General features: G+C 57.1%; 14 protein-coding genes. 9 read left to right on the top strand and 5 right to left on the bottom strand.

What is annotated here, in order from left to right:
- The gene (locus ACOCF6_RS07130) at positions 1-2442 is read right to left on the bottom strand and encodes a Lon protease family protein (protein ID WP_482459695.1); all 2442 of its coding nucleotides are present in this window, start codon (positions 2440-2442) and stop codon (positions 1-3) included.
- Between the two features lie 99 nt (positions 2443-2541).
- On the bottom strand, positions 2542-3327 hold the full coding sequence (locus tag ACOCF6_RS07125; protein ID WP_482459694.1) for an HD domain-containing protein: 786 nt from the start codon (positions 3325-3327) through the stop codon (positions 2542-2544).
- A gap of 88 nt (positions 3328-3415) precedes the next feature.
- Between ACOCF6_RS07125 and ligA the strand changes: the two genes are divergently transcribed.
- The 4 genes from ligA (at position 3416) to ACOCF6_RS07105 (ending at position 7743) form a co-directional block, all read left to right on the top strand.
- The gene (gene ligA, locus ACOCF6_RS07120) at positions 3416-5458 is read left to right on the top strand and encodes an NAD-dependent DNA ligase LigA (RefSeq protein ID WP_482459693.1); all 2043 of its coding nucleotides are present in this window, start codon (positions 3416-3418) and stop codon (positions 5456-5458) included.
- A gap of 83 nt (positions 5459-5541) precedes the next feature.
- The gene (locus ACOCF6_RS07115; protein ID WP_482459692.1) at positions 5542-6444 is read left to right on the top strand and encodes an HDOD domain-containing protein; all 903 of its coding nucleotides are present in this window, start codon (positions 5542-5544) and stop codon (positions 6442-6444) included.
- A gap of 26 nt (positions 6445-6470) precedes the next feature.
- Positions 6471-7196: a DUF1847 domain-containing protein gene (locus tag ACOCF6_RS07110; protein ID WP_482459691.1), complete on the top strand. Its 726-nt coding sequence runs from the start codon at positions 6471-6473 to the stop codon at positions 7194-7196.
- 94 nt (positions 7197-7290) lie between these two features.
- The gene (locus ACOCF6_RS07105) at positions 7291-7743 is read left to right on the top strand and encodes an Hsp20/alpha crystallin family protein (RefSeq protein WP_482459690.1); all 453 of its coding nucleotides are present in this window, start codon (positions 7291-7293) and stop codon (positions 7741-7743) included.
- A 67-nt stretch (positions 7744-7810) separates the two neighbouring features.
- Here the strand turns inward: ACOCF6_RS07105 and ACOCF6_RS07100 are convergent, their stop codons facing one another.
- A complete protein-coding gene (locus ACOCF6_RS07100; protein WP_482459689.1) occupies positions 7811-8104 on the bottom strand; it encodes a TatA/E family twin arginine-targeting protein translocase in 294 nt (97 codons plus the stop codon).
- 186 nt (positions 8105-8290) lie between these two features.
- Between ACOCF6_RS07100 and dusB the strand changes: the two genes are divergently transcribed.
- The 5 genes from dusB to ACOCF6_RS07075 are packed head-to-tail and all read left to right on the top strand — an operon-like array spanning position 8291 to position 13711.
- Entirely contained in the window at positions 8291-9283 is a 993-nt protein-coding gene (gene dusB, locus ACOCF6_RS07095; protein WP_482459688.1) for a tRNA dihydrouridine synthase DusB, read from the top strand.
- On the top strand, positions 9270-10379 hold the full coding sequence (locus ACOCF6_RS07090) for a two-component system sensor histidine kinase NtrB (protein ID WP_482459687.1): 1110 nt from the start codon (positions 9270-9272) through the stop codon (positions 10377-10379). Before dusB ends, ACOCF6_RS07090 begins: the two co-directional genes overlap by 14 nt.
- 17 nt (positions 10380-10396) lie before the next feature.
- The gene (locus ACOCF6_RS07085) at positions 10397-11839 is read left to right on the top strand and encodes a sigma-54-dependent transcriptional regulator (protein WP_482459686.1); all 1443 of its coding nucleotides are present in this window, start codon (positions 10397-10399) and stop codon (positions 11837-11839) included.
- 28 nt (positions 11840-11867) lie between these two features.
- On the top strand, positions 11868-12434 hold the full coding sequence (locus ACOCF6_RS07080) for a hydrolase (protein WP_482459685.1): 567 nt from the start codon (positions 11868-11870) through the stop codon (positions 12432-12434).
- Positions 12435-12463: 29 nt separating this feature from the next.
- Positions 12464-13711: a glycosyltransferase family 2 protein gene (locus ACOCF6_RS07075; protein WP_482459684.1), complete on the top strand. Its 1248-nt coding sequence runs from the start codon at positions 12464-12466 to the stop codon at positions 13709-13711.
- Between the two features lie 182 nt (positions 13712-13893).
- On the opposite strand, the gene ACOCF6_RS07070 is transcribed toward ACOCF6_RS07075, so the two are convergent.
- Positions 13894-14637, bottom strand: a complete 744-nt coding sequence (locus ACOCF6_RS07070) for a rhodanese-like domain-containing protein (protein ID WP_482463286.1) — start codon at positions 14635-14637, stop codon at positions 13894-13896.
- 211 nt (positions 14638-14848) lie between these two features.
- Positions 14849-16126, bottom strand: a complete 1278-nt coding sequence (locus ACOCF6_RS07065; RefSeq protein WP_482459683.1) for a nitrite/sulfite reductase — start codon at positions 16124-16126, stop codon at positions 14849-14851.
- Positions 16127-16311: the final 185 nt, after the last annotated feature.

Below are 16311 nucleotides of genomic sequence, written 5' to 3'. Positions count from 1 at the left end.
CTATTTGTTTATAACCTTGGCGACAGTTTTACGTGTTTTCTGCGTTTTCTTCCGCTCTTGCTCGTTCATTGTCTCAGCCATTTCGGCCAGTCGTTTGTTGACAAGGTGGAAAATCGTATTCTTTGGAAAGAGCCCATGTTTGCTGCGTTCGCCGGCTTTCATGCCGGTCAGGATTTCGATGCCCTGTTCGATGGTCTCCACGCTCCAGATATGGAACCTGCCTGCTGCAACCGCCTCCAGTACCTCGTCATCCAGCATCAGGTGGCGTTCATTGGCTTTAGGAATCATGACCCCCTGCAGTCCTGTTAATCCCTGGGATTTGCAGACGGCGAAAAAACCCTCGATCTTGAAGTTCACGCCGCCGATCGGCTGGACCATACCACGCTGGTTGACGCTGCCGGTTACGGCGATGCCCTGTTTGATCGGAATGCCGGACAGGGCCGATAACAGTGCGTACAGTTCGGTTGAAGAGGCGCTGTCTCCTTCGATGCCGTCATAGGATTGCTCGAAACAGATCGATGCGGAAAGCGACAGAGGCTGATCTGCTGCAAAGGTTCCGCCCAGATAGCCGGTCAGGATCAGGACCCCTTTATCGTGGAGCGGACCCGAAAGTTTGACCTCGCGCTCGATATTGACCATGCCGGCCTGGCCGGTGTAGACCCTGGCCGTGATGCGGGTCGGGCGGCCGAAGGTGTGGTCGCCCAGGCCGATCACCGACAGGCCGTTGATCTGGCCTACAACCGCGTTGTCCGTATCCACCATGATCGTGCCGTCTTCATACAGTTCATGCATGCGTTCCTCTATCCGGTTGACCCTATAGAGTTTTTCCTCGGCTGCCCGCAGTACATCGGCACCGCCTACGACTTCGTGGCCGTCTTTGCGGGCCCAGAAACTGGCTTCGCGGATAAAATCGGCAATTTCCATGAATTGGGAAGATAATTTGTTTTGGTCCTCGACCATGCGGGCGGTGTACTCCAGCAGCCGGGCGATCCCGTTGCGGTCAAAGTGCAGCAGGTTCTCGCAGCGACAGTGGGTAGCCACGAACAGGGCATAGTCGCGCATGATCTCGGGGGTGCGGGCAACGCGGCTGTCAAACTCGGCCTTGACCTTGAAAAACTTGCGATAATCCGGGTCCATGTAAAATAACAGGTAGTAGATCCAGGGGGTGCCGATCATGATGATTTTTGTCTGCAGCGGTACCGCTTCGGGTTTGAGCGTGACCATGGTCATGAAGCGGTACTGCTCCAGCACGTCCTCGATGCGGATTTCTCCGGTGCGGATGCAGCGTTTGAGTGCATCCCAGACAAACGGATTAATCAACACCTCGCGGGCATCGATCACCAGATAGCCCCCGTTGGCACGATGCAGTGCCCCGGAGCGGATCATGGTGAAATCCGTTACCGCCGCGCCGCCATACTGCATGACGTGCTCAATGCGGCCGAACAGGTTGTTGTAGGTGGGATTTGACTCAAAGACCACCGGCGCCCCCTCGGACTCCTTGTTGTCAACCAGCAGGTTGATCTCATAGCGTTCAAAGGTCGGCTCCTGGCGTGGAATCTTTATCCCGGGGATCTGTGGCTGGGCTGACTGCGGCTTGAAATCGTCCAGGTTGTTGATGATATCTTCCTGCACCGCATCCAGATAGCTGAAAACCTTCTCAAGCCCGGTGTATTTGTCTCTGAGCGGATCAAGGCGGTGTCCCAGGCAGGACATGCCCAATTCACGATCAGCCTGTAACAGGGCGTCTTTGGTGGCTTTTTCATTGTCGCGTACACGCCGCAGCACTTCGTTCAGTTTCTCGGTCAGTTTTTTCCCGGTTTCGTCGAGTTTATCCCGTTTTTTGGTGCTCAGGGCCTCGTATTCTTCCTGGGTATAGTTCCGGCCGCCTTTAAGCGGAACAACGACCAGCCCGGATACCGTCCGCTGCAAGGCGAAACCGTGTGCACCCGTCTCCTTCTCGAGTATCTGGAAGAGCTCATTGTTGCTTTTCTGATATTGATCGAGTATCTCTGCGCGCCGGGCCTCATACTCCGGACTTTCCAGAGCCTTGGGGATGTCTTTTTTAAAGGCCTCCACCAGTTCCTTCATGTCTGCAGCCAGTTCGCTGCCTCTGCCGGCCGGAAGCGAAAGGGAGACGGCAGAATCGTTATCCTTGAAATTATTGACGTAGACCAGGTCGTTCGGCTTCGGTTCTGTGCGGGCACGTTTATTAAGGATACTGCGAATGGTAGAGGTTCTGCTGGTGCCGGTCTCGCCTGCGATGTAGAGGTTGAAGCCGGTTGCCTCCATACCCAGTCCGAATTCAATGGATCGCAGCGCCCGTTTTTGACCGATGGCGTAATCGAGGTCGGGCAGTTCCTCTGTTGTTTTGAAGTCAAACAGGGCCGGATCGCACGTCCAACGGAGTTGTTCAAGCGGTACCCTGTAGTCGCTGCGTGTCATGGATGCTCCTGCTTCCTGAGTTTATTTGAACAGGCATTAATAATGTAACTGAAGTGGCAGGCTGTCAAGGCGATTATGGCTGATCCGCAGGCCGTGCTGCTACCTCTGTGCGCGGCATTCAACCAGGTCCACGGCCCGCTGTATTGCCCTGTCGATATCTGCAGACGGCGGCAGGGAGGCCGCCAGGGATTCGACATAACCACGCTCTTTGAGCAACCGGTAGGATGTGGGGAAATTCAGGTCATAGACCCAGGATATCTGCAGCAGCTTAAAATCATTGAGCGTGCGGACCGTGTCCAGATGAACGACCTGGGCGGAAAGAAGGGTGGTGACGCACGCCGCTGAAACCTCGGGCAGATCCGGGAAGCCGAGGCTGACTGCCGAAGCACGCTGTTCCGGCGCTTGTTGGAAATAGTCGAGGAATACCCGCCAGATATCAAGCTTGTCCGCATCGCGAATCAGCTTGAGGAAGAGCGCAGTCGGTGATTTTAATCGTGTCGGTACCTCCAGCAGGTTATGAAAGCGTACCGCCTCTTCGATCAGTGTGCTCTCGTCAGGAGGCAGGCCGTCCAGGACACCCTCCTGCCGCATCACCTCCACGGAAAGTCGGGCGTGGTTATCCGAGTCGCTGTCGCGAAAGGTCCGCCAGCGGCGGTACTGGGGGAAGCGCCCCACGTCGTGCAATTGCGCTGTTGCGGCGGCAATGCGGGCGTCCTCGGGAGAGAGCCCCTCACCTGAGGTCAGAATCTCCATGACCTGGCAGACCTTGCGGGTGTGTTCGACTTTGAGGAGAATATTTTTTATACCGTCTGCATCGATATCGTCATAGGTCCGGACATAGGTGTCAAACCATTGCCGGATGGAGTCGAGCTGGAGCTGATTCATGTTGGTTCCAGGTTGTCGGGATTCGTTGAAATTATGAGCATAATACTGTACCCTGTGCCGATGTCAACCAGATCGAAAAAGGCCACCGATGCAACTGTCGCTTCTTGAAACAACCGATCCCCGTGAAGTTTCCATAAAACGGATAGACGAGCTGCGGCGCCTGCTGGAGCACTACAACAATCTGTACTATGTGCTGGATGCGCCGGCCATATCCGATGCCGAATACGACGTCCTCTTCCGGGAGTTGCAAGCTCTGGAAGGACAGTTTCCCGAGCTGGTGACGTCCGAGTCACCCACCCAGCGTGTCGGCGGCTTTCCTCTGACAACATTTTCTGCTGTTCCGCACCGCCTGCCCATGCTGTCCCTCGAAAATGCCACCTCTGAAACCGATATCAGGGATTTTGACCAGCGGGTCAAAAAAACTCTCGGCCTGTCTCCGGAACAGAGCATCACCTACCTCTGCGAGCCTAAAATAGACGGTCTGGCGGTTGAACTGGTCTACGAAGATGGTATGCTTGTGACGGCGTCCACCCGTGGAGATGGAATTACCGGAGAAGATGTGACGGGAAATGTCCGTACGATCCGTTCTCTGCCGCTGCGACTGTCAGGGGGGAACATCCCACGACTGCTGGAGGTGCGCGGAGAGGTATTCCTGTCGTTGGCCGCTTTTCAACAGATCAATCGCGAAAAAGAGGAAAACGGTGACCCTCCCTTTGCCAACCCGCGTAACGCGGCCGCCGGTTCCCTGCGGCAACTGGACCCGCGCGTAACCGCCCGGCGGCCGCTCTCTGTTTTCTGCTACGCCCCCGGCATTGTCGAAGGTGCGGAATTTGGCTCGCAACAGGAGTTTCTCACTGCCATCAGACATTGGGGGCTGCCGGTCAACCCGCTGGTACGCCGTGAAGCAGGCATTGACGGGGCAATTGACTATTTCAACAAGCTGCAGATGCAGCGCGAGTCACTGCCCTACGAGATTGATGGAGCGGTCATCAAGGTCGATGCCTTTGATCTTCAGCGCGAACTTGGCGAAAAGAGCCGTTCCCCGCGCTGGGCTGTGGCCTGTAAATTTGCGCCGCGCCAGGCTGTCACGCTGCTGGAGGACATTTTGCTGTCTGTCGGGCGGACCGGTGTCATCACCCCGGTGGCGCAGCTCCGTCCGGTGGAGATTTCCGGTGTGACCGTAGCCCGTGCCACCCTGCATAACTGGGATGAGATTGCCCTCAAGGATATCCGCATCGGTGATACCGTGCTGGTGGAGCGCGCGGGTGATGTTATTCCGGCCGTTGTCAAAGTGCTGGTGGAGCATCGCAGCGGGGTCGAGAGACCGCTGCCCCTGCCCGAACAGTGTCCTGCATGCGGTGCCCCGGTTGTGCGAATTGCCGATGAAGTGGCGGTTCGCTGCATGGGATTGGCTTGCCCCCCGCAAATTCACCGCTCGATACTTCACTTTGCGTCGCGCAATGCCATGGATATCGATGGCCTGGGAGATAAATTCGTTGAGCAGCTTCTGGCGCTGGGATTGGTTCAGAGCGTCGCCGATCTCTATTGTCTGACAAAGGACGATTTTATGCGCTTTGAGCGCATGGGTGACAAGCTGGCCGGGAATCTGCTGGCGGCCATCGAGAAGAGCAAGCTGCAGGATTTGGGGCGTTTCATCTTCGCCCTCGGCATCCGCCATGTGGGCGAACGAACCGCCAGGTCACTGGCCCAGTCCTTCGGTAGCCTGGAACAGATCGAACGAGCCACACTGGATGAGCTTGTCAGCATCCGCGATATTGGCGTGACAGTGGCCCAGAGTATCCGCACCTTCTTCGATAATCAGGACAATATCGGCGTCATCCGCCGGATGCTGGAAGCAGGTGTAAAACCGGCTGTAGAACATAAAAAGGTTGGCGGGCGCTTTACGGGCAAAACATTTGTTTTCACCGGAGCGCTTTCCCGATTTACCCGCGAGGAGGCGCAGCGCCTGGTCGAGACCGAAGGCGGGACTGCTGTGGGATCAGTCTCAAAGAAGACAAGTTACGTCATAGCAGGTGAGGATGCGGGCAGCAAGTTGGTCAAGGCCAGGGAGCTGGGTGTAACGGTATTGTCAGAGGATGAATTCTGTACATTGATGGAGCCGCCGGTTTGATAAAGTCAGTGTAACGGCTTGCAGTCTGTTGCCGGCTGTTCCCGTTATAACAACAAAATGTTCGCCATGTGAAAGGATTGTTCGTGGACAAGGTATCAATGATGATAAAGGCCAGGAGACTGGTCAAGGATGTGGATGACCTCCCGGCAATTCCGGCGGTTGTATCGAAGGTGGTCGGCATGCTGGATGATGTTGATGCCGATTCTGATGCCATTGCCGATCTGATGCTGTCGGATCAGGTGCTGGCTGCCCGGGTGATCCGGGTTGTCAATTCGCCCCTGTACCGGCCGAATTCCGAGATAACCTCGGTCAAAAGGGCCCTGCTCTTTCTCGGCTTCAAGAGCGTACGCGAGATGATCCTGACCAGTTACTTTGTCGGCTCCTTTAAAGACCGGGAAGAACCCTTCGATATCAAGATGTTCTGGATGCATTCCTTTAATGTCGGGGCCATCTCCCGATGTATTGCGGGCATGGTCGGATACCGCGATACCGAAAAAGCCAATCTGGTCGGCATAATCCACGATATCGGCAAGGTTTTTCTTGGACACTATTTCAAGGATGAGTACGGTGAGATGCTGGCCATGATCAGCGGCAAGCCCTATACAACCTACGAGGCCGAGGTGGAAGTCTTCGGCACAAGCCATAGTGAAGTCGGACTGTGTCTTGCCCAGCGCTGGAACTTTCCTCCGGCGTACTGTGATATCATCTCCTACCATCACACCTCCGAACTGGCCACTGAAGACCCGCTTCTGACGGCAATTGTCAGTCTGGCCGATTTCTACAGCCTGGCATCCACACCGGCCAGCGGCGTTGCCCAGGCCACCGCACCGGGGCGTTCGGAAGAGAATGCCTGGAATGTGCTCAAACAGTTGAGCAGCAAACAGATTGCTGCGGACCTGGATGGTTTCCTGCTCGAACTCGGCAGGGATCTGGAGAAAACGTCCCGTGATGTAGATATTTTGTACCACAGCATGGCGACGGGGTAATTACTAACTTTTTACGGAGGCCCAACATGTCTGACGAAACACCGGTTTCATGTGCAAAATGCGCTGCTGTCTGGCAGAACTGCGGAACAACCAATTGCTGGAGCGGTGATCCGGAGACTGCCCCGCCCAAACCGGGCAACTGTCCGTCAGGAAGCTACGCAGATGTCGTCAAGAGCAGCTTCGCGGAGTATCACAGCGACAGTGAAGACGCCCGCATCGCTTTCGTAGCCGCCCGGGTGGAGGGTCTCTGCTATCAGCCCGTTCCGGGCAGCGATGTCGTGAATGCCCGCTGGACGCGTGTGGAGGATACGATCGCCTTTGCAAAACTGATGGGCTACAAGAAGATCGGCATGGCCACCTGCATCGGCCTGCTGGATGAATCCGAACGCTTGGCGACCATCCTGCGGGCGCAGGGGTTTGACCCGCAATCGGTCTGCTGCAAGGCCGGCAGCATCGACAAGCTGGAGCTTGGATTGAGCGAGACCGACAAGGTCCGGCCGGGAACGTTTGAACCGGCCTGCAACCCGATCGCCCAGGCCGAGATCTGTAACCGGCTGGGAACCGATATGAATATTATTGTCGGTCTGTGCGTCGGTCACGACATGCTGTTCAACAAGCATTCCAAGGCCCCGGTGACAACCCTGATCGTCAAGGACCGTGTTACCGGACACAACCCCATCGCCGTGCTGTATGGCCAGAACTTTTATTACAAGCGCCTGCAGAAACAGCCGGTGTTACCGGATTCGGAGTAGCTGCGTGTACCTTGACATCCTGTATATAGATACTATTATTAATTCATAAGGGTTGCAGTAGTTCGTCAATTTATGAATCAGGGAGGACACGGTCATGGCACTAGTCAAGTACAACCCGCTGCGGGAACTCCGCACCATGCAGGAACAGATGAACCGGCTGCTCAACGTATCCTGGAATCATGATATTTCGGGTGAGGATTTGAAGGAAGGGATCTGGCAGCCGGCGGTCGATATCTACGAAACGGCTGATTCAATCATCATCAAGGCAGAGCTGCCGGATGTCGACCAGAAGGATATAGATGTGCGGATCGAGGAAAATACCCTTACTCTCAGGGGTGAACGCAGACATGAGGGGGAGGTCAAGAAGGAGAATTATCACCGAATTGAACGCTACTTCGGTACATTCCAGCGCAGTTTCAGTCTGCCGGCTACGGTCGATCAGGAGAATGTGGCCGCCATCTGCGAAAAAGGGGTTTTGACCATTACCCTGCCCAAGAAGGAAGAAACCAAGCCCAAACAGATTAGTATTACGGTTAAGCAGGTATAAGAGAAGAGCCGGGGTGACCCGGCTCTTCTTGTATGAAACGCATATCTAGTAGTTCGCTGATGTAGGATTACGATGGGTGCGGCGGGTCTTTCTTCTCAACAGGTTGTTGGGTACTCTGGGTTGAGGTATCGACGTGCTCTGTGTGTGCCGCTGCAGCAACCTGCTCTGCCGGTGGAGTTGACTTCTCCTCGGTTTTGCGGGCCTCTTCCTGGATGTTGCGCTGGAAGTCTTCCGATGCCTTTTTGAATTCCGCCAGACCCTTGCCCAGCGATTTGGCAAGCTCGGGCAGTTTATGCGGTCCGATCACCAGCAGGGCAATAACGAGGATAATGATGAGTTCCGGCATGCCGATTCCAAACATGATGCTTCTCCTTATCTGTACATTCCGATCATTCCATTGTAGCCATTAAAACCGTAAAACCCACGCTTGGCAATAAAAATTTCATATTTTCCGCTTGCCATTTATACCTGCTGTGCTAATATGCTCAAAAATTAGGCAACTTGGTGTTGTTCTCCTGTCCATCCTTTATTACCACAACTGTCTATCATGCTGAAACCATTGAAAATAGGTGATCTTGTCCTGGCGCACAATGTCGTGCTGGCCCCCCTTGCTGGAATCACCAATCTCCCGTTCCGTATTCTCTGTCGCCGTGAAGGCGCATCTCTGGCCTACACCGAGATGGTCAGCGTGAATGGCCTTGTCCGTGAAGGGGCCAATACGCTGGCTCTCTTGAAAAGTACCCCGGAGGATCGGCCGCTCGGCATTCAGCTCTTCGGCGATACCGCCCAGAGCCTGGCCGAGGCTGCCCGCATGGTTGACGGTTACGGAGACCTGTTGGATATCAATATGGGCTGCCCGGTGCGCAAGGTCGTTGGTACCGGTGCCGGGAGCGCCCTGCTGCGGGAGCCGGACAAGATCGCCGAGATCGTCCGCGCGGTCCGGGCGGCGAGCAGCCTGCCGCTGACGGTCAAGATCCGCTCCGGCTGGCACTGTGGTGATGACAGCTACCTTGAAATCGCCCGGATCGCCGAGGCCGAGGGGTGTGATGCCATTACCCTGCACCCCCGCAGTCGCGCGCAGATGTTTTCCGGGCATGCCGACTGGAGCCAGATCGCCAGGCTGAAGCAGGCCGTGGCCATCCCGGTCCTGGGCAGCGGCGACCTGTTCAGTGCGGCCGATTGCCTGAACATGTTGCGGGAGACCGGCTGTGACGGCGTGATGATTGCCCGCGGTGTGCTGGGGGCCCCCTGGATTTTCAGGCAGGTCGCGGAGCTGGCTGCCACGGGTAAGGTTACGGCAGTGACCAACCTGCTGCGGGTTGAGGTCATGCGACAGCACTTGGAGTTGTTCTGTCGCGAGACCTCTGAGGCGATTGCTGTCAGGGAGATGAAAAAACATGTCGGCTGGTATGCCCGTGGTTTTCCGGGTGCCGCCGACATTCGCCGTGCCGCCAACGGCACCAGATGCCTTGAAGACCTGCTCACCCTGATGGAAAGGATAGCTGCAATGCCTGAGGATGAACACCATGCGCACAGCTGACATCTCCAGCGGACTGTCCGGCGCCCCGGGCGATTATTTCGCCACCGTTATCGACAGTGTCGGCGACGGTGTGATTGTCGTCGGAACGGACGGCCTGATCACCCTTTATAATCCGGCCGCCGAGGAAATCACCGGATTCTCCCGGCGTCAGGCCATGGGTACCGCTTTCGATAAACTCTTTTCCGTCGAGGCACCGCTCCTGGAGATGGTTGCCAAGACCATCCGCACCGGCATCACCATCTCGGACCATGAAAACGTGGTCGTGCGCAGCACCGGGAAGATCACCCCGGTTGCGGTCACCTGTTATCCGCTCATGCTGGCCAGTGGAGAGAACATCGGGGCCATTCTGACGCTCAAGGATATTACCTACATTCGTGAACTGGAGGCGGCCGTGCGCCAGGCGGACCGGCTCTCCACGCTGGGCACCCTGGCTGCCGGTCTGGCCCACGAGGTCAAGAATCCCCTGGGCGGCATCAAGGGGGCGGCGCAGCTTCTGGAGCGTGAACTGCCGGACAGCAGCGACATGCGTGAATATACCGCTGTCATGATCCGTGAGACCGAGCGTATTGACCGCATCATCCGCGAGCTGCTGGATCTGGCTTCTCCGCGAGGCCTGAAGCTGAGTCCGGTCAATCTGCACCGGGTGCTGGGAGATATACTCCTGCTGCAGAAACATGCGGTCGGCAGCCGGGAGATCAGCTTCACCAAGCAGTTTGATCCCAGTATTCCCGATATCATGGCTGACGAGGAGATGGTGACCCGGCTGCTCCTGAATCTGATCCGCAACGCCATCGATGCCATGGGTGAATCCGGACGTTTGACCGTTGTCAGCCGGGTGCTGTCAGACTACCGCATGACCCAGAATGAACGCAATTCCCGCATGGTCGCGATCGAGATCTCGGACGATGGCCCCGGCATCCCCCCGGAGGATCTGGAGAACATCTGGACCCCGTTTTTCAGTACCAAATCCAGCGGCACCGGTCTGGGCCTGACCATTTGTCACAAGATCGTCGCCGAGCATCGCGGCATGATCAAGGTGGAATCCGACCAGGGGCATGGCACGAAGTTTACGGTGCTGCTGCCGCTGGTACAATAATACGAACTGAGGTTGCTATGCCGATAACACGAATTCTGGTTGCAGACGATGAAGAAAGCATGCGCTGGGTCCTCTCCAAGGCCCTCAAACGCAAGGGCTTTAGTGTGGATCTGGCCATTGACGGCCGTCAGGCGCTTTCAATGATCCAGGACAACAGCTATGATCTGGCAATCCTTGACATCAAGATGCCGGGCATTAACGGCCTCGACCTGCTGGACAAGATCCGCGAACAGAAAAAGGATCTGTTGGTCGTGATCATGACCGCCGAAGCCAGCATGAAAAATGCCGTGGAAGCCATGAAACGCGGGGCCTACGATTACATCACCAAACCCTTTGACCTGGATGTGATCGATGCCATCATCGAGAAGGTCAGCCGGGCGCGGGAGGTGGCTGGCCAGGTCACGATGCTCAAGCAGGAACTCAAGGACCGTTACCAGGTTGAAAAGAACATCATCGGCAATTCACCGGTCATGCGCGAGGTCTACAAAACCATCGGCAAGGTGGCCGGCAGCGATGTCACGGTTCTGGTCCAGGGGGAGTCGGGCACCGGCAAGGAGCTGGTGGCCCGGGCCGTTCATTTCAACTCGGGCCGGCTTGGCAAACCCTTTGTGGCCATCAACTGTGCGGCAATTCCCCGGGAACTGCTGGAAAGTGAACTGTTCGGCAGTGAAAAGGGGGCCTTCACCGGTTCAGTGGAGCGTAAACTGGGCAAGTTCGAGCAGGCCAATCACGGCACGCTCTTTCTGGATGAGATCGGCGACATGCCGCTGGATCTGCAGGCCAAGATCCTGCGGGTTCTGCAGGAGCGCGAGGTTACCCGTACCGGCGGCAATCAGAGCATTCCCGTTGATGTCCGCATTGTAGCGGCAACCAATCAGGAGCTGATCGAAAAGGTCCGCCAGAAGGAGTTCCGCGAAGACCTGTACTATCGCCTGAACGTGGTACCGATCAACCTGGTTGCCCTTCGCGAGCGCCGCGAGGACATCCCCCTGCTGGTACAGTACTTCCTGAGCCGGGTCTGTGCAGAGATGGACGTTCCGACCAAGCAGTGTAGCGACGAGGCCATGGCCATCCTCACCGGTTACTCCTGGCCTGGTAACGTGCGCGAACTGGAAAACGCTATCAAGCGGGCGGTGATCCTGTCCAATGACCCGCTCCTGTCGACCGCTGACTTTGCCGGGCTGGAATCCGTGTCCGGTGTGCAGTCCTCCGGCAACCAGGATGCCTCACTGGAGGAACTGGTAGATATGAAGCTGCGTTCCTGTCTCAATGGGATTGAACAGCTGGAAAAAGGGGAGATCTACACCATGGTGCTGGAGCAGGTCGAACGCCCGCTGATCCGCTTCATCCTGGAAAAGACCCGCTGGAATCAGGTCAAGGCGGCCGATATTCTGGGTATCAACCGCAATACCCTGCGCAAAAAGATCAATGAGCTGGGGATAGAACTGAAGAGGGATTGATAGATCAAACTTTAGAACGGGAGGCGCTATGTCGGTAAAGGATAGATTCTTTCTGGATCGTGACAAGGCCGTGCTGGTGGTGATTGATGTGCAGGAGAAGCTCTGCGTTGCCATGGATCACAAGGTCCTGCACAAGCTGACGAAAAATATCGGCATCCTGCTGGAGAGCGCCGCGGAACTGGGCGTGCCGGTACTGGTCACGGAGCAGTATGTCAAGGGGCTGGGGGCGACCCTGGCGGAGCTGAAGGAAAAGGCCGGCGCTGTACCCTGCTATGAGAAGATGGCCTTCAGCTGCTGCGGCAGCCCCGAGTTTGTCGAAAAACTCAAGGCCAGCGGGCGGACCCAGGTGATCGTCACCGGCATGGAGTCCCACGTTTGTGTGCTGCAGACCGTGATCGATCTGTGTGAGGCCGGTTTTGAGGTGCATCTGGTCAAGGATGCCGTCATGAGCCGCAGCAAGCAGAACTGGCTGACCGCGGTTGAGTCCATGACTCTGGCCGGCGCAGTGCCTACCAGTACCGAGTCGGTCGTATTCCAGCTGTTGAAAGTGGCCGGCAGCGAAGAATTCAAAAAACTGTCGAAGCTGGTGCGTTGAGTTTCACTACCTATCTGAAAACCCGGGCCGTGAACGGTCCGTGGCGGATTGAGGGTTGCACAGATGGTGGCTTCAGCGGGGCGGTCGTGATACCGGCCCTGGCGGAATCTGCCACCCTGTTTGCAACCCTTTGTTCATTGGCCGCAAATCCGCCGGAGCTCTGCGCACTTTTTCTGGTCCTGGTGGTGGTCAATCAGCGCACGGATGCACCGGACCCGGACAAGGCCGACAACCTGGCGACATTGAAGCTGCTGGCGGCCGGCGACCCGCGTCTGTCACGACTGAAGCTGGGCTGGATAAATGCCGCTTCTGACGGGCTGGAAATGCCGCTCAAGGGGGGCGGTGTCGGGCTGGCCCGCCGCATTGGCCTGGATCTGGCCCTGACGCGCATTGCCCCTCTCAGCGCTGAACCGATCCTGGTCTGCCTGGATGCGGATACGCTTGTCCGTCCCGATTATCTGCACGCGCTGGTCAATCACTTTGCCGTCAGCCGCTGCGGCGCTGCGGTTATCCCCTTTATCCATCAACAGGGGCCTTCTCCTGAAGCAGACCGGATCATCACCCGTTATGAGCTCTTCCTGCGTGGCTATGTATTTGGCCTGGCCCTGGCCGGCTCCCCCTATGCCTTTCATTCGGTCGGCAGTGCCATGGCCTGCCGTGCCTCCGCTTACCTGAAAATAGGCGGGATGAACAGCCGGGCTGCCGGGGAGGATTTCTATTTCCTGCAGCAGCTGGCCCGGACCGTCGGCGTCGAACAGCTGAGCGGTACGGTCGTCCACCCCTCTCCGCGCGCTTCCCACCGGGTGCCGTTCGGAACCGGCCGCAGCGTAACACGGATGCAGACCGGCGGGGAAGGGGAGCAGCTGTTCTATCACCCGGCCTGTTTTCGCGTGCTGGCTGCCTGGCTGACCCTGATAGCAGACCATATTGATGCTGACGGAGACTTTCTCCGCTTGCAGGCGAGGGGAATTTCCCCTGATCTGGAAGCGTTTCTCGAACTCAACCGCTTTGAGGAGATCTGGGGCAAGCTGCGACGGAACAATCCCGGTCAGGAGGCGCTGCTCAAGGCCTTCCATGGCTGGTTCGACGGACTGAAGACCATGAAGCTGATTCATCTGCTCTCGGACGGACCCTTTCCGCGCTGCGAGCCGGAGGTCGCCCTGGAGGATCTTTTTGCGTGGGGTGGGTTGAAAACTGTCAACGGAATTGCCAACCTGCTGGAGGTGTTACGTCACCACCAGATCGGTACAGGTGCCGGTGAGCATGAGATAACGTAAAAACAGCGGGCCCGGAATGTTTTCCGGGCCCGCTTTAAATTGTTGGAACCGATAAAGGCGGTTGCCACAGAGATCACAGAGAAAACGAAAAAAATACTCTTCAGAGTCTCAGAGGGAAATCGAAATTTGTTCGATTTCCCTCTGAGAACTCTGTGTCCTCTGTGGCAAACGTTTTGTAAAGTTTACTTCACCACCGGCAGGCCATCGAACTCCCAGTCGGCGTAGATGACCTGGTTGATGTTCGGATATGCCAGTTTCTGCAGCTTGCGGTAGGCGTTGTAACTGCGCCCGCCGGAGTTGCAGTAGACGATGATGCGCTTGTCTTTCTCCAGCACACCGGACTGCAGTGCAAATGTGGCTGCCGGGATATTGATGGCACCCGGAATGTGCCCTTGGTCGTATTCTGCCTTGTCGCGCACATCGACAATCGTCAGCGTTGCCGGCTGCTTTTCCATGAGCGACTTCAATTCCCCCGGCTTCAGCCTGCTGGTCTCCACCTTCTTCTCGTAGTTCGGACCGGCATAGATCGACATCCCTTTTTCCTCCCAGACCGGCATCCCCTCGCCATACACCATCAGGTTGACATAGCCCTGCGCGGCTGCGATCTGGGCGGCCTTCTTGCTCTTGCCGCACTTGATCCCGTTGCAGTAAAACACGATGCCCTGCTTTTTGTTGGCCGGCAGCAGGGTCGGATCCTTTTCCAGTTTTGACACCGGGATATTGACGGCATTTTTGATATGGACCTCATCATATTCTTCCGGGTTGCGGGCATCCACAACCAGAGGCGCCTGCTTGCCGCTATCGAGCATCTGTTTCAATTCCTCGGTTGAGATAGTCCGGAACGGTGCAGGCTGCGGGTCGGCTGCGAAAAGAAGGGAGGCTGAGGCCAGCAAGCAGCTAAGGCATAGTATTGTGATCAGTAACATTCGTGTGTGGCGCATCATTGACTCCTGACAGGTGAAATGTAGATAAGCATGTTTGTTTTATACATGCAAATCACCTGCGAGGCCAATTGGTTGTAGCGATTGAAGGGTCGCGTTGGATTGATGGAGACGATGGAACGTGGTCAGGCGTGCATGAAGCACGAGCGGAATGGTTCGAGGGTGGTGAGGCGTTCGGATATGTTCGCGGGGTGAATTACCGCATGTCCTGTGCCTTGCAGCACAGCTCACTGAGCGTCAGTGAGCGTTCCACGATAGTTCCCAATCCCTCACAATTTCCGTGGTAAAGGTCAAAGCGGGGCGTGCGTTCGCCGGTGTCATCCTTTACCAGGTTGGAACTGACGATGCCGACATCGGCCAGCTGCGGTTGGGTGCAGGAGTTTGGGCAGCCGGAAATGGCCCAGGTAAGCGATTGTGCGGCCGGTCCCATGGAGTCGGTTATGGTGCGGGCGATGTCACGGGTCGGCGACAGCCCTACCCGGCAGAGATGGCTGCCGGGGCAGATGCGGAAGGTGACCTGGTGACTGTCGAAGCCGCAACTGGCCAGGGCCTGCGCAGCGTCCGTCAGTTCGAAGAGTGGGTTGATATGAAAACTGATGTCCTGATCCGCAGTTGCCAGCAGGATGCCGTCGGCCCACTGGTCGGCAAAGTCCGCCAGGGTGACCAGCTGTTCGCTCGTCAGCTGGCCGGCCTGCACCCGGGCCAGCAAGGGGCGGCTGCCGGAGGGCTGCGCCGGGAATTCCGGCAATCCTGTTACGTGCGGGAGTTCTTCAGTAGCGGACGGTTCCCCTGCCACCAGCCTGCGGAACTCCGTCTCACCGATCTGGCGCAGCAGGTGTTTGAGCCGTTTGCCGGCCGGGGTATGGGCAGCGTAGACCCGGGCAATCGCCTCGATCAGGGGGATGACCCGGTTTTCGCTGACGGATGATTCAAAGAGAACACCGGCCTGCGGTTCGCGACCCAGTCCGCCGGCGACATACAGGTCGTATCGGGATTCCGCGGCGGTACTGCCGGACAGCACCAGTCCCACATCCTGAATCAGGTGCCGTTTCCCGCTGGCATCGGCCTCGACCCCGATCTTGAATTTCTTCGGCAGCCGCTCGAAGCGGGGATTGGCGGTGAAGTGGCGATGGATCCGGCGCGCCAGCGCCTCGACTGCCGGAAAGCCGATTGCCCCCTGGCTGGCACAGGTCACACCGCGCACAGCCCCGCCGCAGGCACCGCGCGAAGTCAGCCCGACCGCTGCCAGCACCTGTTTTACTGCGGCCAGATCTGTTTCCTGCAGCCAATGGATCTCCATGCTGCCGCGGCTGGTGAGGTGGATCGTCCCCTGTCCGAAGCGCGCCGAGAGCACCGCCACCGTGCGTGCCTGAGCAGCAGAGATTACCCCGGCCGCCAGTTTGACCCGCTGCATGAAAAAACCGTCCTGGCGCTGTTTGTATATGCCGTCGAGACGGTAATCTGGAGTTGTCATATGAACCTTAATCCCTTTGAGCATAATTAATTGAAGCGTTATACATCCACATGTAACTCAGTAAGGTCCGGTTTGGTTTTAGTAGTTAGCCTCCCCTCCCTTGACGGGAGGGGATTGAGGGGTGGGTGACGTTGCCAACGGAGTCAAATATAACGAGTTCCCCCACCCCCTAACCCCCTCCCGCA

The sequence above is a fragment of the Geobacter psychrophilus genome (assembly GCF_056821595.1).
Note: the sequence above shows the minus strand (reverse complement) of the source record. Positions and strands in the feature narration are given on the sequence as shown.